The following is a 23,373-nucleotide window of genomic DNA, read 5'->3' as shown; positions in this document are numbered from 1 at the left end:
GCCTCCGGCCGAATGCCGGCGCACGACATTGCTTCGCCTTTTTATGTCTATTTTCACACGGAGGACGGACCGATGTTCGATCCCTATAAGATACCTGGTTCAAGAAGCCTGCACGAACGCAAGACGGCGACCTGGGCGTTGCTGGTCGGCGAGACCTATTCGTCGGCGGTTCACGCGCAGACGCGCCGGCGTCCGCATCGCGGCATGTTGCCGGATGTCGATTTCTCGCGTGCGGTTCCCGACCACAGCCGGCCGTCGCTGGTGCGCCGGATCATCCGGCTGATCCGGCCGGGCGCGAAAAACCGGACTGGCGGCGGCGTGCCGTCAGTTCAGTCGAACGCTTCTGTCGGTGAAAAGCCCGCAAGTCCCTATATTGCGCGAAGCAGGACCGATGGCCCGGGTGATTCCGGGCCGTCAGTCCCCGCCGACGTACGGTCTGGGGACGCGGAGCGCCCCGGGGATTTTTCCCGCGCCGCATGAGCGGACAACAGTTTTGTGAGCATCCCTATGTTTAGCTGGTTTGAAAGAAGGCTCGATCCGTTCCCCGCAGCGGAACCGGTCGAGCCGCCGAAGACGCTGGTTGCCTTCTGCGTGCATTATACGCGCGGCGCCTGGCCATACATCATCGTCGATGCGGTGCTGGTGACGGCGATTGCCATCGCGGAAGTGTGGATGTTCGGCTTCATGGGCCACATCGTCGACTGGCTGTCCGGGCAGAACCGCGAAACCTTCCTGCAGACCGAGAGCTGGAAGCTCGCCGGCATGGCCTTCGTCGTGCTGTTCGCGCTGCCGGGTACGGTATGGCTGCATTCTTTGCTCAACCAGCAGACGCTGATGGGCAACTACCCCATGCGCATCCGATGGCAGGTGCATCGTTATCTCTTGAAGCAGTCGATGAGCTTCTACCAGGACGAATTTGCCGGCCGCATCGCCACCAAGCTGATGCAGACGGCACTCGCCGTGCGCGAATGCGTCATCAAGGTGATCGAGGTGCTCAATTACGTCATCGTCTATTTCCTCGGCATGCTGTTCATCGTCGGCTCGGCCGACTTGCGGCTGGCGGCACCTCTCGGCGTCTGGCTGCTCGGCTATATCGGGTTGTTGCGCTATATCATCCCGAAGCTGGGCAAGGTCGGCGAGGCGCAGGCCAATGCGCGCTCGACGATGACCGGCCGCGTCGTCGACAGCTACACCAACATCCAGACGGTCAAGTTGTTTTCCCATGCACGGCGCGAAGCAACGTTCGCGAGAGAAGGCATGGCAGGCTTCCTCGACACGGTCTACCGGTCGATGCGGCTGGTGACGGTGCTTTACGGGCTGCTCTATATCCTCAACGCGCTGCTCCTGTTTTCGGTGACGGCGCTGGCGCTGTGGCTGTGGCTCGGCCAGGCGGTGACGATCGGTGCCGTCGCCGTGGTCATCGGCCTCGTGCTCCGTATGTGGGGCATGTCGCAGTGGATCATGTGGGAAATGTCGAGCCTGTTCGAGAACATCGGCACGGTGCAAGACGGCATCGCCTCGATCTCGCTGCCGCGCCTGGTCGAAGACCGGCCGGGGGCGAAGGACATTGCCGTCACCAAGGGCGAGATCCGCTTCGACGACATTCGTTTCCACTATGGCAAGCAGAAGGGCGTCATCGAGAACCTGTCGCTGACGGTGAAGCCCGGCGAGAAAGTCGGCATTGTCGGGCGCTCGGGTGCGGGCAAGTCGACGCTGGTCAATCTCCTGTTGCGGTTCTACGACCTCGAGAACGGCCGGATCCTGATCGACGGCCAGGAGATCGCTTCGGTGACGCAGGATTCGCTGCGCGCGCAGATCGGCATGGTGACGCAGGACACTTCGCTGCTGCATCGTTCGGTGCGCGACAACATTCTTTACGGGCGGCCCGATGCGACGGAGGAAATGCTTGTCGAGGCAGCCGGGCGGGCCGAGGCGCTGGAGTTTATCGGCAGGCTTTCGGATCACACCGGACGTAAAGGGCTCGACGCTCATGTCGGCGACCGCGGCGTCAAATTGTCCGGCGGCCAGCGGCAACGCATCGCCATTGCTCGCGTTATGTTGAAGGACGCACCGATACTTATCCTTGACGAAGCGACGTCGGCGCTGGATTCCGAAGCCGAGGCCGCCATCCAGGAGAATCTCTACAAGCCCATGCAAGGCAAGACCGTCATCGCCATTGCGCACCGGCTGTCGACCATCGCGGCGATGGACAGGCTCGTCGTCCTCGACAAGGGCCGTGTCATCGAGGAGGGGTCGCACGAGGAACTCGTCGCCAGCGGCGGGCTCTACGCGCAGCTCTGGCAGCGCCAGTCGGGCGGGTTCCTGCTCGATGACGGTCCGGTCGATGCCGCCAATGACGCTGTTGCCAACGACATCGGCGTGAAGGGTGAAGCCGCAGAGTGATGACGTCAGCATGATGACAGCCGTCTATCGCTGGTTCGAGGACTGGGTCTATCCGTTCAGGGAGCCGGCGGACCTTCGGCCACCGCCAAGCGTCGGCGGCTTCCTCTGGCACTATGTCGGCCAGGCGAAGTTCGCCTTCTTCGCCATGCTTGTCATCGGCGGCATCGCGCCGCTGATCGAGGCCGGGCTTTTCTACTTCGTCGGGCGGCTGGTCGATATTCTCGATCAGCTTCCCGGGGAGCGCAGCTGGGACGCGCTGTGGACCGCCGCCGGGCCTGAGCTTGTCTTCATGATCGCAGTGGTGCTGGTCATCCGCACCATCGTCGTCGGCCTGTCGGCGCTGGTCAACGAACAGACGATCACGCCGGGGTTCTACAATCTGGTGCGCTGGCAGGCGCACCGGCACGTATCGCGCCAGTCCTACACCTTCTTCCAGAACGATTTCGCCGGCCGTATCGCGACAAAAGTCTGGCAGGCGGGGCAGGCGACCGGCGACCTGATGGAGAGCTTCATCGAGGTCATCTGGTTCATGCTCATCTATACGGTGACGACCTTGGCGCTGGTCGCCGGGCTGGATCTGCGCCTGGCCGTGCTGGTGGTGATCTGGATCCTCGCGTTCGCCTGGCTGGCCAAGCTCTATCTGCCCTCGATCCGCAGGCATGCCGAGGCCACGGCTGAAGCTGGCTCGATGATCAATGGGCGCATCATCGATTCCTATTCCAACGTGCAGACGCTGAAGCTGTTCTCGGCCGACGGCGACGACCGCTACATCAAGAACGGCTTCGACATCTATCTCGATGCATTACGGCCCTTCACCCGCCGGCTGACCGGCGTGCGCATGGCGCTGACGACGCTGTCGGGCATCATGATCACCGCGATTGGCTGCTTTGCCGTCTATCTCTGGGTCGAAGGGTCGATCACCGTCGGCGCCGTCGCGTTCACGCTGTCGCTGGTCTTGCGGCTCAACATGCTGCTCGGGCGCGTGATGATGCAGCTCAACGGCATATTGCGAAATCTCGGCGTCCTGGAAAACTCCAAGGCGCTGATCTCGCAGCCGCTTGGCCTTGTCGATGCGCCGGATGCGAAAGAGCTTGTCGTCGCCGGCGGCCGCATCGAGGTGAAGAATGTCGAGTTCCACTACGGCAAGGGTTTTGGCGTGCTGAATGGCATCGACCTTGTGGTCAAGCCTGGCGAGAAGGTCGGGCTGGTCGGGCCGTCCGGTGCGGGCAAGACGACGCTCGCCAACCTCATCTTGCGCCTCTACGACCTCGAGAGCGGGAAAATCCTGGTCGACGGGCAAGACGTCGCCGAGGTGACGCAGAACTCGCTGCGCGCCAATATCGGCGTGGTCAGCCAGGAGACGGCGCTGTTCCACCGCTCGCTACGCGACAACATCAAGCTCGGCATGCCGGATGCAACTGACGCCGAGGTGATCGCGGCGGCGAAGAAGGCCGAGGCGCACGAGTTCATATTGGGCCTGCGCGACAACCGGGACCGTACCGGCTACGAGGCTTTTGTCGGCGAGCGCGGCGTGAAACTGTCGGGCGGCCAGCGCCAGCGCGTCGCGATCGCCCGCGTCTTCCTCAAGGATGCGCCGATCCTGATCCTCGACGAGGCGACCTCGGCGCTCGATTCCGACATCGAGGCGGCGATCCAGGAGAATCTGGCCAGGCTGATGGAGAACAAGACGGTCATCGCCATCGCCCATCGGCTGTCGACCATAGCCGCGCTCGACCGTCTTGTGGTGCTGGACGGAGGCCGCATCATCGAACAGGGCACGCATGACGAGCTGGTGGCGCTCGACGGGCTCTATGCGCGGCTGTGGAAGCGGCAGTCCGGCGGCTTCCTCTACCACGAGGAAAGCGTGCTGGAAGAGACACGGCCGGCGGAGTAGGGCATGGCAGCGTCGCCTGATATCGGCTACGTCCTCAAGCGGCTGCGGCCAACCGCGCCGGCCTTCGATGCGCTGAAGGAGGAGAGCCGGCTGGAGGGCTACTGGATGCTGGTGCGGCTGGCGGATGGCTGGGCAGGCGGCTGCAATAAGTTCCTGAAACGAGGCGAGGCGCTGTTTGGCGCATGGCATGGCCGAGAACTCGCTGGTGTGTGCGGGTTGAACATCGATCCTTATTTCGAAGGCAGGGACCACGGCCGGGTCAGGCACCTGTTCGTCAGCGCGCGTCATCGCCGCAGCGGCATTGGCCGCATGCTGGTCGAGACCGTCATTGATAGGGCATGTCAGCATTTTGCCGTGCTGAACACCCGCGCGCCACAAGAAGCCTTTGGGTTCTATGAACGGCTTGGCTTCCAGCCGGTGGTGGGCGAAGAATTCGTCACGCACCGCATGATGCTCTCTCAAGACAGAAAAGGAGGCTGAGATGTCACTGCGTCCGCCATCCCTAGGCGCCTCGGCTGCCGAAGCCGCGTTCGACGCCCTCGGCCATGAGATACTGGCTGAAAAGGCCGCAGCGCTCGGCCGTGCCGGCCAACGGGTCGAGGAAACGCTGGCCAAGCTCCGTCAGAACAACGACGACGAGGAGCAGCGACCGCGGCTGCTCAAGGAGGCTGCCGCAGCGGTGCACGCCTATTTCATCCAGCGTGAACTCTGCGGCCTGCGCCGGCATGAGTCGGTCATCCGCGAATACGATATCCCAAGGGCCGTGCTGGTCAGGCTCGGTGCAAGCTAGAGGTCATCAGCCGGCAACAATCATTCCAGCCATTCGGTGATGAAGCTGCCGTTTTCGTGGATGTCGGTCGTTTCGAGCGGGCCTGGGCCGAGATTGGTGAATTTGTGCGGCGTATCAGGCGGCACGATCAGGATCTGGCCGGCCGTGGCCTCGATCTGCTGGTCGCCGATCGTGAACAGGCCGGTGCCTTGCCGAATGATGAAAATTTCACAATAGGGATGCGTGTGCAGGCGCGGGCCGCCGCCAATCTCTTCCTGATAGTTGAAAATCAGGCAGGAGTTGGAGTCGTAGGCGCCGCATTGCAGTTCGCCCTGCCAGCGGCCGGGCGTCCTGGTCCAGGTCTCGCGGTCGATGATGTGTGCCATAGCCTCTAACCCTTCGTCGGTATCCAGGGGTTGAAAAGCTTCACGCCGGTGCCTTCAAAATCCTTGGTGTTGCGGGTCACGACTGTCAAGTTTTTGACGAGCGCGGTAGCGGCTATGAGGGCGTCGCGCTCCGGCTTTGGATCGGGAACGTGGAGGTTTGCGCAACGCACGACAACAGCCGTGTCTATGCTCAATATCCGGTCGTCAAACTGTGGAATGAGTGTCTGATCCAACCACTCACGGTACATGGTGGCCTGGCGAGTATCCTTCCTCGACAAGAGCAATGTTCCGATTTCGAGTTCCAGGATCGAAATGACCGACATGAAAAAGCTGGCGATGTCGTGGGTCTCTGACCAGGCCAAAACGTTGCGATCGGCCTTGTCCCGACGACGCAGATTCGAAACGACATTGGTGTCAAGAATGAACATTCAGTCGAGTTCGGGAATCTTGAAAAACGGTCCTTCCAGGCGAGGTGGTTCCCAGTCGAAATCTGCTTCGGGGCGATCATCGGCAATCGCGTCCGCGAGGCTTCTCGGCTTCTTCTCTAAACGCTGATATTCCTCCATCGACATCAGCACATGGGAGGGCTTGCCGCGGTCGGTAATGATGACCGGCCCGTTCTTGGCTGCCCGTTTGGCATGCGCCGTGTCCTGGTTGAATTCACGGCTCGACATGATGGTTATCGTCTTCGTCGAGATATTCATATCAACACCTCCATCCGGAAGATGTAGACATATTGCTACATTCGGCCAAGCTCGTCAAATTTCTCTTCGTGCGGAACGCCCGCGACAATCTGCCCTTGTGGCCTCAGCCCGCTGGACAAAAACGGGCTTCACGCATAAACCGAAATCCAAATGCCGGAGGAATTCGCTAGCTTGTTCGCCATGCGCTGTCGGGCCGGCGCGATGGAGCGGGGACAAAGCTCGGCCGCCGGCTCGGAAGAGGCGAAAGGATCAGGCACCCGTGAGCGCAACCGACACCCAGGATCCCAACCGTCGTGATTTTCTCTACGTCGCCACCGGCATGGCCGCAGTGGTTGGCGCAGGCGCCGTCGCCTGGCCGTTCATCGACCAGATGCGCCCCGATGCCTCGACGCTGGCGCTGGCCTCGGTCGAGGTCGATGTCGCCTCGCTGACGCCTGGCATGTCGCTGATCGTCAAATGGCGCGGCAAGCCGGTCGTGGTGCGCAATCGCACCGAGCAGGAGATGAAGGACGGCGAGGCCGTGAACCTTGCCGATCTCAAGGATCCTATTGCCCGCAACGCCAATCTGCCCGCCGATGCGCCGGCGACTGACGCCAACCGCACCACGCCCGGCAAGGAAGCCTGGATGGTGATGGTGCAGGTCTGCACGCATCTGGGCTGCATTCCGCTTGGCCAGGAAGGCGATTTCGGCGGCTGGTTCTGCCCGTGCCACGGTTCGGTGTACGATACCGCCGGCCGCATCCGTAAAGGCCCGGCGCCGGAAAACATGGCCGTGCCGGTATTCAAGTTCATTTCCGATACCAAAATCCTTATCGGTTGAGGCAGGGGATATTTCGATGAGCGAGGGACACTCGACCTATACGCCCAAGACCGGTATCGAACGCTGGTTCGACGCCCGCATGCCGCTGCCGCGCATGATCTATGACAGCTTCATCGCTTATCCGGTGCCGCGCAACCTCAACTATGCGTGGACCTTCGGCGGCATCCTCACGATCATGCTGGTGGCGCAGATCCTGACCGGTATCGTGCTCGCCATGCACTATACCGCCGACACCAATCTCGCCTTCAATTCGGTCGAGAAGATCATGCGCGACGTCAATTCCGGTTGGCTGTTGCGCTACATGCATTCCAACGGCGCCTCGTTCTTCTTCGTCGCCGTCTACATCCACATCTTCCGCGGGCTTTATTACGGCTCCTACAAGGCGCCGCGCGAGCTGCTGTGGATCCTCGGCTGCATCATCTATCTGCTGATGATGGCGACCGGCTTCATGGGCTATGTGCTGCCCTGGGGTCAGATGAGCTTCTGGGGCGCCACCGTCATCACCGGCTTCTTCAGCGCCATTCCGCTGGTCGGAAACTGGATCCAGGAACTGCTGCTCGGCGGTTTCGCCGTCGACAACCCGACGCTCAACCGCTTCTTTGCGCTGCACTATTTGCTGCCGTTCATGATTGCCGGCGTCGTCGTGCTGCACGTCTGGGCGCTGCATGTGGTCGGCCAGTCGAACCCGACCGGCATCGAGGTGAAATCGAAGACCGACACCGTTGCCTTTACGCCTTATGCGACCATCAAGGATGCATTCGGCATGATCGTGTTCCTGTTCTTCTTCGCCTATTTCGTCTTCTACCTGCCGAACTTTCTCGGCCATCCGGACAATTACACGATCGCCAACCCGCTGAAGACGCCGGCCCACATCGTGCCGGAATGGTACTTCCTGCCGTTCTACGCGATCCTGCGCGCGATCACCTTCAACATCGGGCCGATCAACTCCAAGCTCGGTGGCGTGCTGTGCATGTTCGGCGCCATCGTCATGCTGTTCCTGGTGCCGTGGCTCGACACCTCCAAGGTGCGCTCGGCGGTCTACCGGCCCTGGTACAAGCTGTTCTTCTGGCTGTTCGTCGCAGACGCTGTCCTGCTTGGCTGGCTTGGCTCGCAGCCGGCGGAAGGCGGCGGTCTGTTGACCCTCCTGATAGGTGAGGTCTCGGGCAACTACGTTGGCTACGCTCAAGCGGCGACACTGTTCTACTTCGCCTTCTTCCTCGTCATCCTGCCGGTGCTTGGCCTGATCGAGACGCCACGCAGACTGCCGAATTCGATCACCGAGGCGGTGCTGGAGAAGAACAAGGGTGCCGGAGGGGGACATCCGGCCGGTGCGACCGCGGCGCCGGAAACCAAAGGCTGAGTGAGAATCTAAGGGGATTTGGCATGAAAAAGATTCTCACCTCGCTCGCCCTGCTAGGCGTGTTTGCCGCTGGCATCGGAGCCGTCGGCAGTGTGGCGATCGCCGCTGAAGAGGCGCACAACGCGGCGGCACCGACGCATTTCCCGATCCACGAGCCGAAGGAGATGGACTGGACTTTTGCCGGTCCGTTCGGCACCTACGACAAGGCGCAGCTGCAGCGTGGCCTGAAGGTCTACAAGGAAGTCTGCTCGGCCTGCCACTCGATGAATTTGGTGGCGTTCCGCACGCTGGAGGACCTCGGCTATTCGGAAGCGCAGATCAAGTCGCTGTCGGCCGAGTACACCATCCATGATGGACCCAACGATGCCGGCGACATGTTCGATCGGCCGGGCAAGCCGTCAGACCATTTCCCGGCGCCGTTCGCCAATGAGGAGGCGGCTGCCGCTTCCAACGGCGGCGCTGCCCCACCGGATATGTCGCTGCTGGCCAAGGCGCGCGGCGTCGAGCGCGGCTTCCCGCGCTTCGTCTTCGACATCTTCACGCAATATGCGCAGGGCGGCCCGGACTACATCCATTCGCTGCTGACCGGCTACGACGAGACGCCACCTGCCGGCATGGTGATCCCCGAAGGCACCCACTATAATCCATACTTCATGTCCGGCGTGTCGCTGAAGATGCCCAAGCCGCTCTCCGACGGCCAGGTGACCTACGATGACGGTTCGCCGCAGACGATCGACCAGTATTCGCGCGACGTCTCGGCGTTCCTGATGTGGGCGGCCGAGCCGCATATGGAAGACCGCAAGAAGACCGGCTTCCGCGTGCTGGTGTTTCTGCTTCTGTTCGGGGCGCTGATGTATCTGACCAAGCGCAAGGTGTGGGAAGGCGTGGCGCACTAAGCCGCATCTTATTCCTCGGAAATGGAAAGGGCGTCTTCGGACGCCCTTTTTGCTTGCCAAACCGGACATGGTTCGCATCTTGGCGCAGCAGCCGTCCAGTAAGAAGTCCGTTGGCACGCCGCCATGCGATTGGTATTGCACGCGCGCCCGGCGGATCGCCGGCTAAAGGGGCATTTGGGATCGATGATGCGGCTACGCGACTGTCACAACTTTTCCGATTTCCGGCGCATGGCCCAGCAGCGGTTGCCGGGGCCAATCTTCAACTACATCGATGGCGCGGCCGACGATGAGGTCACCTACCGCCGCAACACCGAGAGCTTCGAGCGCTGCGACCTCGTTCCCAACGTGCTGCGCGGGGTAAGCGAGATCGACATGTCGGTGACGGTGATGGGCCAGAAGCTGGCCATGCCCGTCTATTGCTCGCCGACCGCCTTGCAGCGGCTGTTCCATCATCAAGGCGAGCGCGCGGTGGCCAAGGCTTCGGCCAAATTCGGCACGATGTTCGGCGTGTCCTCGCTCGGCACTGTCAGTCTTGAGGAAGCGCGCAAGATCAGCAGCAGCCCGCAGGTCTACCAGTTCTATTTCCACCGGGATCGCGGCCTCAACCGGGCGATGATGCAGCGGGCGAAAGCGGTTGGAGTCGAAGTGATGATGCTGACCGTCGACAGCATCACCGGAGGCAACCGCGAGCGCGACAAGCGCACCGGCTTTGCCATCCCTTTCAAGCTCAACCTTGCCGGCATGCTGCAGTTCGCGCTGAAGCCGGGCTGGGCGATCAACTATTTCACCCATGAGGGGTTCAAGCTGCCGCAGCTCGACGAGCATGTCGACATGGGCGGCGGCACGATGTCGATCAGCCGCTACTTCACCGAGATGCTCGATCCGTCGATGACCTGGGACGATGTTGCCGAGATGGTCAGACTGTGGGGAGGTCCGTTCTGTCTCAAGGGCGTCATGTCGGTGGAGGATGCCAAGCGCGCCGTCGAGATCGGCTGCAGCGGCATTGTGCTGTCCAACCATGGCGGCCGGCAGCTGGACGGCTCGCGGGCGGCGTTCGACCAACTGGCCGAGATCGTCGATGCCGTCGGCGACAGAATAGACGTCATCATGGATGGCGGCGTGCAGCGCGGCACCCATGTGCTGAAGGCGCTGTCGCTCGGCGCCAAGGCTGTTGGCGTCGGCCGCTACTATCTGTTCCCCTTGGCGGCGGCCGGACAGCCGGGCGTCGAGCGGGCGCTGGAGCAGATGCGGATCGAGATCGAGCGCGGCATGAAGCTGATGGGCTGCAGTTCGATCGAACAATTGTCGCGCAACAACCTCCGTTTCAGGTAATCTCGACCCATGAAATCCTCGCTCGAAGACACGCTGCTCGCCGCGATCCGCACCATTCCGGACTACCCCAAGCCCGGTATCCTGTTTCGCGACATCACCACTTTGCTCGGCAATGCGCGCGCCTTCCGCCGCGCCATCGACGAGCTGGTGCATCCCTATGCCGGCCAGAAGATCGACAAGATCGCCGGCATCGAGGCGCGTGGCTTCATCCTCGGCGGTGCGGTCGCGCACCAGCTTTCGGCCGGCTTCGTGCCGATCCGCAAGAAGGGCAAGCTGCCTTACGAGACGGTACGCGTCGCCTACAGCCTGGAATACGGGCTGGACGAGATGGAGATGCACAAGGACGGCGTTGCGCCGGGCGAGAAGGTGATCCTGGTCGACGACCTGATCGCGACCGGCGGCACGGCGGAGGCGGCGGTCAAGTTGCTGAGGCAGATCGGCGCCGATATTCTTGCCGCGTGCTTCGTCATCGACCTGCCGGATCTCGGCGGACGGGCGAAGCTCGAAGCGCTGGGCGTGCCGGTGCGGACGTTGATCGGGTTTGAGGGGCATTAGTGAATAGTGAATGTCAGCGTTCAATGACAGGCGCTAGGCTTACTCACACACTCTGATATTGAATACTCACTACTCACTACTCACTACTCACTACTCACTACTCACTACTCACTACTCACTACTCACTACTCACTACTCACTACTCACCATTCACTACCCAGCCTTCACCAGCACCGCGCTGTCGAACTCCAGCACCTTGTCGCCCGTAGAATCGAGTCCTTCCGAGCGCAGCGCGAGCAGCCGCCAGCCGGGGCGATTGGCGAGCGGGCGGTGGGACAGGGCCGTGCGCATGAAGGTGACGGTTTCTCCGGCATAGACCGGCTTTGGCCATTTCAGGTTCCTGAAGCCGGGGGAGGGGCCGAATTCTGGTACCGGGCCGGGTCCGGTCCATTGAGAAGCGTCCATAGGATTTTTGAGATTGAGCTTCATCCAGGTGGCCGCGGTGTGCCAGCCTGAGGCGCAGAGGCGGCCGAACACGCTTTTCTTCGCCGCCTCCTCGTCGACATGAAAGACCTGTGGATCGTATTTGCAGGCGAACGCCTTGATCGCCTCGGCTTCGAATGTGTGCGAACCGAGGTTGATGGTATCGCCGATGCGGAAGAACGCGTCGAGGCTCATGCGCCGGCCTCGCGGGTCAAGAACATGACAGTGTTCTCAAGTTCGAAGACGCTTTCACCGCGCTGGTTGAACAGTTCGCTGCGCAAGGTGACGAGGCCGAGTGTTGGGCGTGACTTCGACAGGCGCCTGGCGAGCACACTGGTGCTGCCGGCCAGCGTGTCGCCGGCCAGCACCGGCTTCTTCCATTTGACCTGGTCGATGCCGGGCGCGCCTTGCGCGGTCGAGTCGAGCAGGAAGGCGTCGCACAGCATGCGCATGAAGATCGCGCAGGTGTGCCAGCCGGAGGCGGCCAAGCCGCCAAGGATGCTGGCCTTGCCGGCGGCTTCGTCGAGATGCATCGGCTGCGGGTCGAATTCGGTGGCGAATTCGATGATTTCGGCCGCACTCACCTGCTTGGCGCCGAGGTCGATCGATGCGCCCTCGGTGAAATCCTCGTAGGCCCAGCTTTTTGCGGTCATGATCCCAATCCGGTTGTACGATCACCGGGCATCCGGATGCCGTCCGGGCGGCGTTTGGTCAAGCGAATTCTATTGGGCCTACAACCAGCCGCGGCGGCGGAAATACCAGAACGGCAGGATCGCCGACAGGATCATCAGGCCGATGGCGAAGGGATAGCCGAGCTCCCATTTCAGCTCCGGGATGACGTCGAAATTCATGCCGTAGATCGAAGCCACCAGCGTCGGCGGCAGGAAGATGACGGCGGCGACCGAGAAGATCTTGATTATGGCGTTCTGCTCGATCGAGATCATGCCGAGCGTCGCGTCGAGCAGGAACGAGATCTTCTGCGACAGGAAGGTGGCGTGGTCGGCGAGCGACAGCACGTCGCGCGATACTGTCTTGATGCGGGCGCGGACGTCCTTGCTCATCTTGATCTGGGTCGCGACATGGGCAAGGAAGCCGGTGAGGCGCTGCAGCGAGATAAGGCTGTCGCGGATCGAGGAGGCAATGTCCTCCTTGCGGCCTATGGCCTTGAGCAGTTCCTGGAAGTCGCGATTGCGCTTGTTCACCTTGGTCGACCGCGCTTCGAAGATATCGCGCGAGATCGTCTCGATGTCACGGCCGGCGCGTTCGAGAATATCGGCTAGGCGATCGACGATCGCCTCCAGCAGGCCGATCAGGATGGTGTTGCCGGTGGTGCAGCCTGTCGCCACCTTCTCGGCGCGCAGGGGAAAGGTCTTGAACGCCTTCGGCTCATGATAGCGGATGGTGACCAGTCTCGGGCCGGCAAGCACAAAGGTAACCGGTGACATCAAGGGATCATCGATTTCGGTCTGCGCCGGCAAGGTGGCGGTCATGAAGTAGGCGCCGTCCTCGATGTAGAGGCGGCTCGAAATCTCGATCTCCTCCATCTCCTCGCGCGTCGGGATGGCAACGCCGAGCCAGGTCTCGATCGCTGTTTCTTCTTCCTTGGTCGGGTTGAGAAGGTCGGCCCAGACGACGTGATCGCCATTGGCCACGAGATCGTCGGCGAGGCGCAGGCGATCATTGTCGACGACGAAGGCCTTGATCATCGCCGGTCTCCCTTGGCGGATTAAAGGGTGCGTTCAGATTGACGCGTCGTGTCAGATTGCACGGCTCTTCGCCGCGTGAGCCGACCGTGCGCCCGCCGCTTAGACTTGTGAGGTGACAAAATCAAGACAGGCGACCGAATGGCAGGACGGGCTCCGGCCGCTTGAAAACCCTTGTCGAGGGGCTGATACCGTTGCCGCTGTTGGACCTGGTCTATCTCCCCCAAGCTCGTCGTGGTACAGCCGACCCAAAAGCCTCGTTGTGAACAAATTCCTAGAGTATTTCTTAGAGTGACGTTTACAATGTCTATGCCACTCTTCCATCAACACGGAAGGTGATTTGATGGCCGAAACATCAATCGAATGGACAGATGCGACCTGGAACCCGGTCGCCGGCTGCACCATCCTCACTGCCGGATGTACAAATTGCTACGCGATGAGGATGGCTGCTCGGCTGGAGGCCATGGGAGTCGACAAGTATGCGGGGGTGACACGCAAAACCGGCGGCAAAGCGAAATGGACAGGCAAGATTAAGCTCGATCACGCATCGCTTTCTGTTCCGCAAGAATGGAAGAAACCCAAGCGTGTCTTCGTAAACTCAATGTCGGATCTCTTCCATGCGGAAGTGCCAACGGCCTTCATCGCTGAGATATGGCAGGTCATGGCAGCTACGCCTCGCCACACTTATCAAATTCTGACAAAGCGGCCCGATAGGATGTCGGAAGTACTTTCCTCCCCCGAGTTTAATGTGCTTCCGAACGTCTGGCTCGGCACCAGTGTCGAAGATAGTCGTGTGCTGTACAGGCTGGATGAACTCCGGGCGGTTCCTGCGGCCGTGAGATTTGTTTCATTCGAACCCCTGATCGGCTCTGTCGCCGGCGCCAATCTTAAAAGCATTCACTGGGCAATCGTCGGAGGCGAAAGCGGACCGCAGGCTAGGCCGCTAGACACCCGATGGGTGGACGAGATTTTCGACCAATGCACCGATGCGGACACAGCGTTCTTCTTCAAACAGTGGGGCGGCAAGAACAAGAAGGTGACAGGCCGCACCTATCGTGACCGGCTTTGGGACGATCTTCCCGATTTGAGAATATGAGAGGCCATCTTTGTCGCTAGTGCGACTGCGGCCGGACTAGTGTTTGACACAGCGAAAAAAAGTGAAGCCAGTGGCGCGCCGCCTTTGTGATGAAGGCGAACTGGGTCCAAAACAGCCCCTTTGAATACTGTGCGCAGGCGCTCCTTCACGTAGGATTCGATAGCGTTCACATCCGCTCGTCGAACTGCTTGCCCGTTCGTTTCGAATAGGTCTTGGCGCGCACCTTCGTGACCATACCAACGCTCCCGCCAATCGGTTGCTCCTAGAACGCGATCCAGGCTTGCCTGCTTGCTCGGATCGAGCTTTGCTGGGTCATGGGGAGCATTTCGGTAGAGACCTGATAACGGAAAGAAATACCAACAGTCTAAGGCTTCTGTTGCTGCGATGGCCTTTACCGTGTTCCAGGAAACCTCCATGCCGTAGGGATCGAGAAAGACAACGCCACGAATTCCACGGCCGACAGTCTCCGGTCCGCGCCAATTTGTGCGCTTGCAAAGGCGCTGGACAAGATCGTTAGCATCCCCGTTTCGAGCAATTATCTTGCGATCGGGATACTCAGAGATCAGCTCCTCGAGCTGCGCAAAACGGGAATTATCTTGTTCGATCAGCACGATAGAATGCATCGGCGGGTCGACCTCGATTGCAATCCTGGCTGATCCCCGTGTGGTTACTTCTTCTGGTTCTGCCATTTCTGAACCGAAGAGAGGAAGACCGGGGCGGACTTCTGTACGGGTCCCCGAGCCGGCAAAAGCGTCGATGTAAACGCAAGCGAAATCCTGATCGCGCAAAGCGATAGCGAAGGCTTGGAGATATTCCTGTAAGCAACGGAGCTTTTTAGGGGTGTCTGGCCCCCCAAAGACGTGTGTTACCATCGTCGTCATCCTCCACCCTCGTACATCGATACGCAGAATGAGTGGAGTGTCTAGGAGGAACTATGTCATAGGGGTGTATTTATTGCGCATAGAGGCTGAATGATTTCGTCTACCCAGATATCGACCGCCGTATCGGTGCGCTTTACAGTATCGGGGATGCCATCCTGCAATCTCGTGCCCACTGCGGGTGTAGGCGCCTGCCTTCGCCTACATGGCCGCGCCCCATGGGTGACGCGATTTCCATCAAATCAGGTGTTGAACTTGAACAGCAGCACGTCGCCGTCCTGGACGACATATTCCTTGCCTTCGTCGCGCGCCTTGCCGGCCTCCTTGGCCGCCACTTCGCCGCCCAGCGTGACGTAGTCGTTATAGGCGATGGTCTGGGCGCGGATGAAGCCGCGCTCGAAGTCGGTGTGGATGACGCCGGCGGCCTGCGGGGCCTTGTCGCCCTTGTGGATGGTCCAGGCGCGCGTCTCTTTCGGCCCGGCGGTGAAATAGGTGATCAGGTGCAACAGATCATAGCCGGCGCGGATGACCTTGTTGAGGCCAGGTTCGTCGAGGCCGAGCGAGGACAGGAACTCCATCTCTTCCTCGTCGGAGAGCTGGGCGACTTCGGCCTCGATCGCGGCTGAGATCACCACGGTGCCGGCGCCCTGCGCGGTCGCCATCTTTTCCACGGCCCTGGTGTGCTCGTTGCCGGTGGCGGCGTCGGCTTCGGCGACGTTGCATACATAGAGCACGGGGTGCGAGGTCAAGAGGTTCAGTCCCTGCAGGATGCGCAGGTCTTCCGCTGAAATGCCCTTGAGCAGGATGCGGGTCGGCTTGCCGGCCTGGAGGAGCTCGAGTGCTGCCTCCATCATCGGCAGCACGGTGGTTGCTTCCTTGTCCTTGCTGCCGGCGCGCTTGCGGATCTGCACGATGCGGCGCTCGAGGCTGTCGAGGTCGGCGAGCATCAGCTCGGTCTCGACCGTATCGGCGTCGGCGACAGGGTCGATCTTGCCCTCGACATGGGTGATGTCGTCATCCTCGAAACAGCGCAGCACATGCACGATGGCGTCGACCTCACGGATGTTGGCGAGGAACTGGTTGCCCAGCCCTTCGCCCTTGGAGGCGCCGCGCACCAGGCCGGCAATGTCGACGAAGGAGATGCGGGTCGGGATGATCTCCTTAGACTTGGCGATTGCGGCGATCTTCTGCAGCCGCGGATCGGGCACCGCCACCTCGCCGGTGTTCGGTTCGATGGTGCAGAACGGATAGTTGGCGGCCTGCGCCGCCGCCGTCCTGGTCAACGCGTTGAAAAGCGTCGACTTGCCGACGTTGGGCAAGCCAACGATGCCGCATTTGAAACCCATGTGTCCGGTCCTATCGGGAAACTAGAAATTTGATGAGGGCTATGGGCGATAGGGGTGAGCAACGTCAAGCCCCGCGGTCCCGATCCTATCGACGCTCAGTCCTTCTTGCCGAACAGTTTCTTCAGCATGGCGGCCATAGGGCCGCTTTCCGGCAGCTTGGCCGCCGCCTGCTGTGGCCGTGCCTGGCGGATGTGGCTTTGAGCCTTTGGACCTTCAGCCTTCGGCGCCTTGGGCGGCGGCCGGTCGTCGTCGCTGGTCGGCACCAGCTTGTCGCGCAGGGCCAGAGTAATGCGGTTCATGAAGGAACTGTCGTCGCCCTTGGCCAGCAGCCCGGCATCGTCGGCGATGGTGTCGAGCAGCACGTCCAGCCACTCGCGATCGGCCTTGGCGAAGTCGCCGAGAACATGGCCATGCACCATTTCCCGGACGCCGGGGTGTCCGACGCCGATGCGCACGCGGCGAAAATTCTTGCCGACATGCTGGTCGAGCGAGCGGATGCCGTTGTGGCCGCCGGCGCCGCCGCCGACTTTGACCCGCAATTTGCCGGCCGGCAGGTCGATCTCGTCGTAGAAGACGGTCAGCGCCTCGGGGCCGAGCTTGTAGAAGCGCAAGGCTTCGCCGATCGGCTGTCCCGACAGGTTCATGAAGGTCTGCGGCTTGATCAGGAGAATCTTTTCGCCGGCAATCGTGCCTTCGGCGATCAGGCCCTGGAACTTCTTCGACCAGGGCGAAAACGAATGGCGGCGGGCAATTGCGTCCGCCGCCATGAAGCCGACATTGTGCCGGTTATCAGCGTATTTCGCGCCCGGATTGCCGAGGCCTGCAAAGACAAGCATCGTGAACTCCGGGCCCGAAAATTACTTCTCTTCGGCAGCAGGAGCCGCCGCTTCGGGGGCTGCCGCTTCCGTCGTCTCTTCCGTCTCCGGCTTCATCGCCGAGGAGCCGGCAATGGTCGCGATGGTGAAGTCGCGATCGGAGATCACCGGCTTGACGCCGGCCGGCAAGGTAACCGCCGAGATGTGGATCGAATCGCCAATGTCGGCGCCGGTGAGATCGACGGTGATGAATTCCGGGATCGCATTGGCCGGGCAGTGGAACTCGACTTCATGACGCACGATGTTGAGCACGCCGCCGCGTTTGATGCCGGGCGACTTGTCTTCATTGATGAAGTGGACAGGCACGTCGACGTTGACCTCGGTGTCCTTGCCGATGCGCAGGAAGTCGACATGGACCGGGAAATCCTTGACCGGGTCAAGCTGGAAATCCTTGGGCAGAACCTGGATTTTCTTGCCGTCGACATCGATCGTGGCGATCGTGGTCAAAAACCCGCCGCCATGGATTTTGTAGAAGACGTCCTTATAGTTCAGCGCAATCGCCAGGGGAGGCTGTCTGTCGCCGTAGATAACTGCAGGCACTTTACCGTTGCGGCGAACTGCACGGGCGGACCCCTTACCGACCTGTTCGCGCGCTTCGGCCTTGAGCTCGTAAGTATCGTGGCTCATGGCATTTCCTTTCGCGTTTTATGGAGCGTTTGCGGTGGCAGTGTGCCTGGACCGTAAACGTCGAAAGCCGCCAGGCCTTGATGTCCGAATGCCAGAAACCGCATACGCGGAGCTTTGTTCGGGATCACAAGGGAAGGCAGCCTTCCGCCGCGTTGCCTCCAAGGGTGTCTACGCGGGTGGCGGCTCTATAGCGGAAGGCGGGCAGGCGTGCAAGCCATGGCGGGCAAGGGTGGCCGATGCCTGCGTTGGGCGCCGCATTGCGCTCAGGCCGGCAGGTCGGTGGGCGGATTTGATCCGTTTCCCTTGGCGCCACCGAGCGTGGACAGAGCGCTCAGCAGTTTCGTCCGGTCCTTGCCGATCATGAGCACGCCGCTGTCGGGCGCCAGCAGCGCCGAGAACGGCAGCATGGCGGCGCCGATCGAGGACGCTTCGGGGCCGAATTGCCCCGGCACGATCTCCGGCGCCACGATGCCGATTGCGCTGGCCTGGTTGAACTGGGTCTGCACCCTTGCCAGCAGTTCGAGATGGATCGGCCTGGGCAGGATCGAGTCGAGAACGATGGCCTCGATGTCGATGATGGAGGTGATGGCGATGATCGCCTCGACCAGCGCGCTCGCACAATCGTCGATCCATTCGAACAGCGGCACGCGCGCTTCGGCTGGCAACGGATCGAGTTCCCGCACACGATTGATCACCACGCCGCGCGACCTCAGGTGATTGACCAGCACATAGATCGAGGCGCGATGCAGCAGGCTCTGGTAGCGCGCAGGCTTCGCCGCCACCGAATCGAGGCTTGAGGGCGAGACCGGCAAGGGTCCGAGGGCAGCGCTGTTGCCATGCGGCCCGGTGTGGACCCTGCCGCCTTGCACCAGGCCGCCGCCGACAAAAGTGTCGATCGAGATGTGCATGAAATCGCGGAAGCGGGCGCCGGCGCCCTGGACAAGTTCGGCCAGCGCCGCCGACGTGGCGTCGTTTTCCACGAACACCGGCGTCTTCGCCGGCGTGGCAAAGCAAGTCGTCAGGTCGATCGCTTCCCAGCGGCTGCCGAGATCGTCGGGAAAGCCGAGTTCCTCGCTCCAGCCGCCGAGGAAATAGGGTGAGGCAATGCCGACGCCGACGATGCTGGCATCGCCAAGCCCATCCACCAGCTTTTCGAAGGTGGCCAGCGCCATGTTGCCGGCCTTCAGCACCAAATCAGGATCGGGGAAGCGGTATTCGTGCGACTCTCTTGCGCGGATTTCACCGGCGAAGTCGACCAGAACGGCTTCAAGCGCACGCCGGCCGATCTTGATGCCGACGCTGTAGATGCGCTCCGGCGTCAGCCGGTACAGCGTGGAGGGCGAACCGCGCTGCCCGAACCTTTTTCCCACTTGCTTTACGAATCCGGAAGATTCCAGGCCGTCGACGATGGCAGCGACGGCCGCCGGCGTCAGGCTTGCCGCGCGCGCCAGATCGGACTTGGAGGCTTCCTTGAGGCGACGGATGGCGTCGAGCACGAAACGCTCATTATAGTGCCGAACTTTGACAGAATTGCTGCCTCTCCCTGACAAAACCCGCACACTCCCCAAATGTCCCGTTCCCGGCGCGAAGCCCGCAAACCACCTGCGGCCGAGCGCACCCTGCGGTGCCTATGTTGGCGGCGACAGTGCGCGTCGGAACCATGGAAGTCAATTTTGCCGTTGCGCCTTTGCGCTATTTAATATAGCAAATTGAAAAAATAACTAGTCAGGGAGGAGACGTGCTGCACTCGGGCACACAAAGCGAAGCCGACGCTGCGGTGGTGCGGGCTGTTCCTGTTGCCCTGGTTCAGGCGACGAAGGCTTTCGGCGGCACGATTGCGCTCAAGGACGCCTCCTTCGAATTGCGCTCCGGCGAGGTGCTGGCGCTGCTTGGCGAAAACGGCGCCGGCAAGAGCACCTGCGTGAAGCTTCTGGCCGGTGTGCATTCTCCCACCAGCGGTCATGTCGAGGTTGACGGCAAATCAGCCGTCTTCCATTCGCCGCATGACGCGCAGGCGGCCGGCATTGCGGTCATGCACCAGCATCCTGGCCTGTTTCCCGATCTGTCGGTGGCGGAGAACATCTATCTCGGCCACATGCCGCGCGACCGCTTTGGCGGCATCGACAATGCCGCCATGCTGGCCGGCGCCCGCAAGGTGCTGGCGACCGTCGGCCTCGACGTGCCGGCGGCAACGCGGCTGGGAACCCTGCGTACCTCAGAACAGCAACTGGTCGAAATAGCCCGGGCGCTATCGCTGGATGCGCGCGTGCTGATCATGGACGAACCGACGGCGGCGCTGTCGCAGCGCGAGGTCGAGCGGCTGTTTTCCGTCGTTGCCGATCTCAGGCTGCACGGCGTGGCGATGATGTTCGTCGGCCACCGTATGGACGAGATCTTCCGCATCGCCGACCGCATCGCGGTGCTGCGCGACGGGCGCCTGATCGGCGTCAAGCCGAAGGCCGAGCTTGGCCGTGCTGCCGCCATCAGCATGATGGTCGGGCGTGAAGTCACCGACCTCTATCCCGAACGGCGCCATGCCTCAGGCGCGCTGGTGCTGGAGGGGAAGGGACTTTCGCGCGCCGGCGGCTTTACCGGTATCGACCTCAAGCTTCACGCCGGCGAGGTGCTGGGGCTTGGCGGCCTGGTCGGCAGCGGACGCACCGAGATTGCGCGCGTGCTGTTCGGTATCGACCGGCCCGACGCCGGCGAAATCCTGATCGACGGCAAGCCCGTGCAGTTCGCCTCGGCGCGCGACGCCATGGATGCGCGCATCGCCTATGTGTCGGAAGATCGCATGGGCCAGAGCCTGGTGATGGATTTCTCCATCCTCGACAATGCGGTGCTACCTGTTCTCGACAAGGCCGCACAACGCGGTCTCTACGGCACCGACCGCGCCATCGGTCTGGTGGCGGACTGGCTGAAGCGCATGAAGCTGCGCTTTTCCGGCTACGGGCAGCCGGTGAAAGAGTTATCCGGCGGCAACCAGCAGAAGGTGGTGCTGGCCAAATGGCTGCGCACCGAGCCGCGCGTGCTCATCCTCGACGAGCCGACGCAAGGCATCGATGTCGGTACCAAGGCGGAAGTGCATGCAATGATCGCTGACCTTGCCGCGCATGGCATGGCGATCCTGCTGATCTCGTCAGAGATGCCCGAGCTGATCGGCATGTGCGACCGCATTATCGTGCTGCGCGAAGGCCGCCAGACTGCTGAGTTTTCGCGCGGACAAGCCACGCAGGAAAAGGTACTGGAAGCGGCGACCAGGACCGATGAACGTGCCGGCCAGGCAGCGCAGATAGAACGCGCCGCCGAGGAGGAAAAGGCAAAAGGACCGTTCGATTTTCTGAAGCGGCGGGAATTCGGCCTGCTTGCGGCGATGCTCGCCGTCGCCATTCCGGTCACCATCATCAACCCGCGCATGGTGAGCGCGGCGAACCTCACCGCTGTGTCGATGGACGCGGCCTTGCTGATTGTCGCCGCACTGGCGCAGATGCTGGTGCTGATCACCCGCAACATCGACCTGTCGATCGCAGCTGTGATCGGCCTCTCCGCCTATATGGCGGCCAGCATGGTTCAGGCCTATCCCGGATTGGACATCGGCATCGGCCTGATCACCGCCTGCGCGGTCGGCGGCTTTGCCGGACTGCTCAACGGCCTTGTCGTTACCAGGGGAAAGATCCCGGCCATCGTCGTTACGCTGGCTTCGATGTCGATCTTCCGCGGTTTCAACTCGATCTGGGCGGCGGGCGACCAGGTCAGCGCCGACGAAGTCACGCAAGCCTGGCTCGACATGACCGGGCTGAAGATCGCAGGCGTGCCGCTGATCGTCATCATCGCTATTGTCATCCTGTGCGCCGGCTATGTGCTGCTCTATCGCACCGCAACCGGGCGCGAGCTGTTTGCCACCGGTTCCAACCCGGACGGCGCAAGGCTGATCGGCATTCCGGTCGACCGGCGCATCCTGCTGGCCTTCGGCATGGCCGGCCTGCTAGGCGGCCTGTGCGGCGCCCTGTGGGCTTCGCGCTACGCCACCATCGATGCCCGCGTCGCGCTCGGCTTCGAACTCACGGTGATCGCCTCTGCGGTGGTCGGCGGCGTCGCCATCCGCGGCGGCTCGGGCACGCTGCTCGGCATCATCCTTGGCGCGCTCACGCTCTTGGTCATCAAGAACGGGCTGACGCTGGTGCGTGTCGACCCGCTCTGGCTGCAGGGCGTCTATGGCCTGGTGATCCTGGTTGCCATCGGCATCGACACCTTCATCGCGCGGCGTGCCGAACAGGCAAGACAGGCGAGGGCGAGATGAGAAAGTTTATCCGCTCGATCGACTTCTGGGATCTGCTGCTGGCGACCGCCTGCCTCGCCGTCTTTATCTATGCGGCGGTCTTCGTGCCGAATTTCGTCTCCGGCTTCAACCTCTCGCAATTGGCCGCAGGCGCCTCGGAAAAGGCGTTGCTGATCCTGCCGATGACGCTGCTCATCATCACCCGCGAGATCGACCTGTCGATCGCCTCGGTGCTGGCGCTGACATCCGTGGTGTTTGGCCTGCTCGTCCAGGGCGGCGTGCCGACGCTGGCCGCCATTCCGCTGACGCTCGTCTTCGGCGGCCTGCTCGGCGCCTTCAACGGCTATCTGGTGTCGGGCCTCGGGTTGCAGTCGCTGGTGGTGACGCTCGGCACCATGGCGCTGTATCGGGGCATTGGCTACATCCTGCTCGGCACCGGTTCGGTCAACATATTGCCGCCGGCGGTTGTCGATTTCGGCATCAGCAATCTGCCGGGCACACAAATCCCGTGGACCATCGTGCCGTTCCTGCTGCTGGCGCCGATCTTCGCGGTGGTGCTGCAGAAGACGCCGACCGGCAAGCGCATCTATGCGCTCGGCGGCAGCCCCGAAGTGGCGCGTTATTCCGGCATCGATACGCGCAAAATGGTGCTGAAGCTGTTCGTCGTTTCGGGCATGGTCGCAGCCATCGCCGGCATCGTCTATACCGCGCGCGTTTCCAATGCCCGCGCCAACAATGCGCTCGGCATGGAGCTCGATGTCATCACCATCGTGCTGCTCGGCGGCGTCAGCGTCTTCGGTGGTAAGGGGCGGCTCACGGGGGTCATGCTGGCGCTGCTGTTGATCGCCATCATCCGAAATGTGCTGGCGCTCAACCAGATCGGCGGCGACGCTCAAGGCATGATCATCGGCCTGCTTCTGATCGGCTCGCTGCTGGTCGGCAATTACTGGCGCTCCCTGGAGGAGCGGCTGTCAAGATCGCGCGTCCTGCGCGAAACCAAGGGGTGATCTCGGGCCCCTTTCTTCAA

The 23,373-nt window shown here is 61.9% G+C and carries 24 protein-coding genes; 13 read left to right on the top strand and 11 right to left on the bottom strand.

Translation table 11 applies throughout. The features are described from left to right. Nucleotides 1-72 precede the first annotated feature (72 nt). From NKK52_RS17130 to NKK52_RS17110, 5 genes are read left to right on the top strand one after another with little or no spacing between them, the layout of a single operon-like run. Nucleotides 73-480: a hypothetical protein gene (locus tag NKK52_RS17130; protein WP_023683691.1), complete on the top strand. Its 408-nt coding sequence runs from the start codon at nucleotides 73-75 to the stop codon at nucleotides 478-480. 27 nt (nucleotides 481-507) lie between these two features. Beyond that, nucleotides 508-2,403, top strand: coding sequence for an ABC transporter ATP-binding protein (locus tag NKK52_RS17125; RefSeq protein ID WP_023683692.1), 1,896 nt, complete (start codon nucleotides 508-510; stop codon nucleotides 2,401-2,403). A gap of 10 nt (nucleotides 2,404-2,413) precedes the next feature. After that, nucleotides 2,414-4,297 (top strand): ABC transporter ATP-binding protein, encoded by a 1,884-nt coding sequence (locus tag NKK52_RS17120; RefSeq protein WP_023683693.1) that lies wholly within the window; start codon nucleotides 2,414-2,416, stop codon nucleotides 4,295-4,297. A 3-nt stretch (nucleotides 4,298-4,300) separates the two neighbouring features. Continuing rightward, nucleotides 4,301-4,777: a GNAT family N-acetyltransferase gene (locus NKK52_RS17115; protein WP_023683694.1), complete on the top strand. Its 477-nt coding sequence runs from the start codon at nucleotides 4,301-4,303 to the stop codon at nucleotides 4,775-4,777. A 1-nt stretch (nucleotide 4,778) separates the two neighbouring features. Next, nucleotides 4,779-5,087: a DUF6665 family protein gene (locus NKK52_RS17110; protein WP_023683695.1), complete on the top strand. Its 309-nt coding sequence runs from the start codon at nucleotides 4,779-4,781 to the stop codon at nucleotides 5,085-5,087. A 20-nt stretch (nucleotides 5,088-5,107) separates the two neighbouring features. On the opposite strand, the gene NKK52_RS17105 is transcribed toward NKK52_RS17110, so the two are convergent. The 3 genes from NKK52_RS17105 to NKK52_RS17095 are packed head-to-tail and all read right to left on the bottom strand — an operon-like array spanning nucleotide 5,108 to nucleotide 6,156. Continuing rightward, nucleotides 5,108-5,452, bottom strand: coding sequence for a cupin domain-containing protein (locus NKK52_RS17105; RefSeq protein ID WP_023683696.1), 345 nt, complete (start codon nucleotides 5,450-5,452; stop codon nucleotides 5,108-5,110). Nucleotides 5,453-5,457: 5 nt separating this feature from the next. Further along, complete coding sequence (locus NKK52_RS17100) at nucleotides 5,458-5,880, bottom strand: type II toxin-antitoxin system VapC family toxin (RefSeq protein ID WP_023670025.1); 423 nt, start codon at nucleotides 5,878-5,880, stop codon at nucleotides 5,458-5,460. After that, entirely contained in the window at nucleotides 5,881-6,156 is a 276-nt protein-coding gene (locus tag NKK52_RS17095) for a type II toxin-antitoxin system Phd/YefM family antitoxin (protein WP_023701566.1), read from the bottom strand. It lies immediately after the preceding gene. Between the two features lie 259 nt (nucleotides 6,157-6,415). Here NKK52_RS17095 and petA point away from each other — a divergent pair, with 259 nt between their 5' ends. The 5 genes from petA to NKK52_RS17070 all read left to right on the top strand — a co-directional run bounded on the left by petA (nucleotide 6,416) and on the right by NKK52_RS17070 (nucleotide 11,119). Next, complete coding sequence (gene petA / locus NKK52_RS17090) at nucleotides 6,416-6,976, top strand: ubiquinol-cytochrome c reductase iron-sulfur subunit (RefSeq protein WP_023670027.1); 561 nt, start codon at nucleotides 6,416-6,418, stop codon at nucleotides 6,974-6,976. A 16-nt stretch (nucleotides 6,977-6,992) separates the two neighbouring features. Continuing rightward, nucleotides 6,993-8,336 (top strand): cytochrome b, encoded by a 1,344-nt coding sequence (locus NKK52_RS17085; RefSeq protein WP_023683697.1) that lies wholly within the window; start codon nucleotides 6,993-6,995, stop codon nucleotides 8,334-8,336. A gap of 23 nt (nucleotides 8,337-8,359) precedes the next feature. After that, nucleotides 8,360-9,232, top strand: coding sequence for a cytochrome c1 (locus NKK52_RS17080; RefSeq protein ID WP_023670029.1), 873 nt, complete (start codon nucleotides 8,360-8,362; stop codon nucleotides 9,230-9,232). Between the two features lie 186 nt (nucleotides 9,233-9,418). Further along, nucleotides 9,419-10,564 carry an alpha-hydroxy acid oxidase gene (locus NKK52_RS17075; RefSeq protein WP_023670030.1) on the top strand — a complete coding sequence of 382 codons (1,146 nt, stop codon included), beginning with the start codon at nucleotides 9,419-9,421 and terminating at the stop codon, nucleotides 10,562-10,564. A gap of 9 nt (nucleotides 10,565-10,573) precedes the next feature. Next, a complete protein-coding gene (locus NKK52_RS17070; protein WP_013529989.1) occupies nucleotides 10,574-11,119 on the top strand; it encodes an adenine phosphoribosyltransferase in 546 nt (181 codons plus the stop codon). A 153-nt stretch (nucleotides 11,120-11,272) separates the two neighbouring features. Here the strand turns inward: NKK52_RS17070 and NKK52_RS17065 are convergent, their stop codons facing one another. The 3 genes from NKK52_RS17065 to corA form a co-directional block, all read right to left on the bottom strand. Then, nucleotides 11,273-11,737 carry a MaoC family dehydratase gene (locus NKK52_RS17065; RefSeq protein ID WP_023683698.1) on the bottom strand — a complete coding sequence of 155 codons (465 nt, stop codon included), beginning with the start codon at nucleotides 11,735-11,737 and terminating at the stop codon, nucleotides 11,273-11,275. Continuing rightward, on the bottom strand, nucleotides 11,734-12,195 hold the full coding sequence (locus tag NKK52_RS17060) for a MaoC family dehydratase (RefSeq protein ID WP_023683699.1): 462 nt from the start codon (nucleotides 12,193-12,195) through the stop codon (nucleotides 11,734-11,736). The genes NKK52_RS17065 and NKK52_RS17060 overlap by 4 nt, the downstream gene beginning before the upstream one ends. Nucleotides 12,196-12,273: 78 nt before the next feature. After that, on the bottom strand, nucleotides 12,274-13,248 hold the full coding sequence (corA, locus tag NKK52_RS17055; RefSeq protein WP_023683700.1) for a magnesium/cobalt transporter CorA: 975 nt from the start codon (nucleotides 13,246-13,248) through the stop codon (nucleotides 12,274-12,276). 340 nt (nucleotides 13,249-13,588) lie between these two features. Between corA and NKK52_RS17050 the strand changes: the two genes are divergently transcribed. Next, on the top strand, nucleotides 13,589-14,341 hold the full coding sequence (locus NKK52_RS17050; protein ID WP_023683701.1) for a DUF5131 family protein: 753 nt from the start codon (nucleotides 13,589-13,591) through the stop codon (nucleotides 14,339-14,341). Here NKK52_RS17050 and NKK52_RS17045 read toward each other — a convergent pair. The 5 genes from NKK52_RS17045 to NKK52_RS17025 form a co-directional block, all read right to left on the bottom strand. After that, the gene (locus NKK52_RS17045) at nucleotides 14,296-15,222 is read right to left on the bottom strand and encodes a three-Cys-motif partner protein TcmP (RefSeq protein ID WP_084627161.1); all 927 of its coding nucleotides are present in this window, start codon (nucleotides 15,220-15,222) and stop codon (nucleotides 14,296-14,298) included. The two genes, NKK52_RS17050 and NKK52_RS17045, sit on opposite strands and share 46 nt — an antisense overlap. 239 nt (nucleotides 15,223-15,461) lie before the next feature. Beyond that, nucleotides 15,462-16,565: a redox-regulated ATPase YchF gene (gene ychF, locus NKK52_RS17040; protein WP_023683702.1), complete on the bottom strand. Its 1,104-nt coding sequence runs from the start codon at nucleotides 16,563-16,565 to the stop codon at nucleotides 15,462-15,464. Between the two features lie 95 nt (nucleotides 16,566-16,660). Further along, on the bottom strand, nucleotides 16,661-17,401 hold the full coding sequence (gene pth, locus NKK52_RS17035; protein ID WP_023683703.1) for an aminoacyl-tRNA hydrolase: 741 nt from the start codon (nucleotides 17,399-17,401) through the stop codon (nucleotides 16,661-16,663). Between the two features lie 21 nt (nucleotides 17,402-17,422). Continuing rightward, a complete protein-coding gene (locus NKK52_RS17030; RefSeq protein WP_023683704.1) occupies nucleotides 17,423-18,067 on the bottom strand; it encodes a 50S ribosomal protein L25/general stress protein Ctc in 645 nt (214 codons plus the stop codon). A 263-nt stretch (nucleotides 18,068-18,330) separates the two neighbouring features. Further along, nucleotides 18,331-19,563, bottom strand: a complete 1,233-nt coding sequence (locus tag NKK52_RS17025) for an ROK family transcriptional regulator (protein ID WP_245263094.1) — start codon at nucleotides 19,561-19,563, stop codon at nucleotides 18,331-18,333. A 242-nt stretch (nucleotides 19,564-19,805) separates the two neighbouring features. Between NKK52_RS17025 and NKK52_RS17020 the strand changes: the two genes are divergently transcribed. After that, a complete protein-coding gene (locus tag NKK52_RS17020) occupies nucleotides 19,806-22,367 on the top strand; it encodes an ATP-binding cassette domain-containing protein (RefSeq protein ID WP_023683706.1) in 2,562 nt (853 codons plus the stop codon). Further along, nucleotides 22,364-23,353 carry an ABC transporter permease gene (locus tag NKK52_RS17015; protein ID WP_023683707.1) on the top strand — a complete coding sequence of 330 codons (990 nt, stop codon included), beginning with the start codon at nucleotides 22,364-22,366 and terminating at the stop codon, nucleotides 23,351-23,353. The genes NKK52_RS17020 and NKK52_RS17015 overlap by 4 nt, the downstream gene beginning before the upstream one ends. The last annotated feature ends 20 nt before the right edge of the window (nucleotides 23,354-23,373 follow it).

The sequence above is a fragment of the Mesorhizobium sp. C277A genome (assembly GCF_040324395.1).
In the GTDB taxonomy this organism is placed as follows: Bacteria; Pseudomonadota; Alphaproteobacteria; order Rhizobiales; family Rhizobiaceae; genus Mesorhizobium.
Note: the sequence above shows the minus strand (reverse complement) of the source record. Positions and strands in the feature narration are given on the sequence as shown.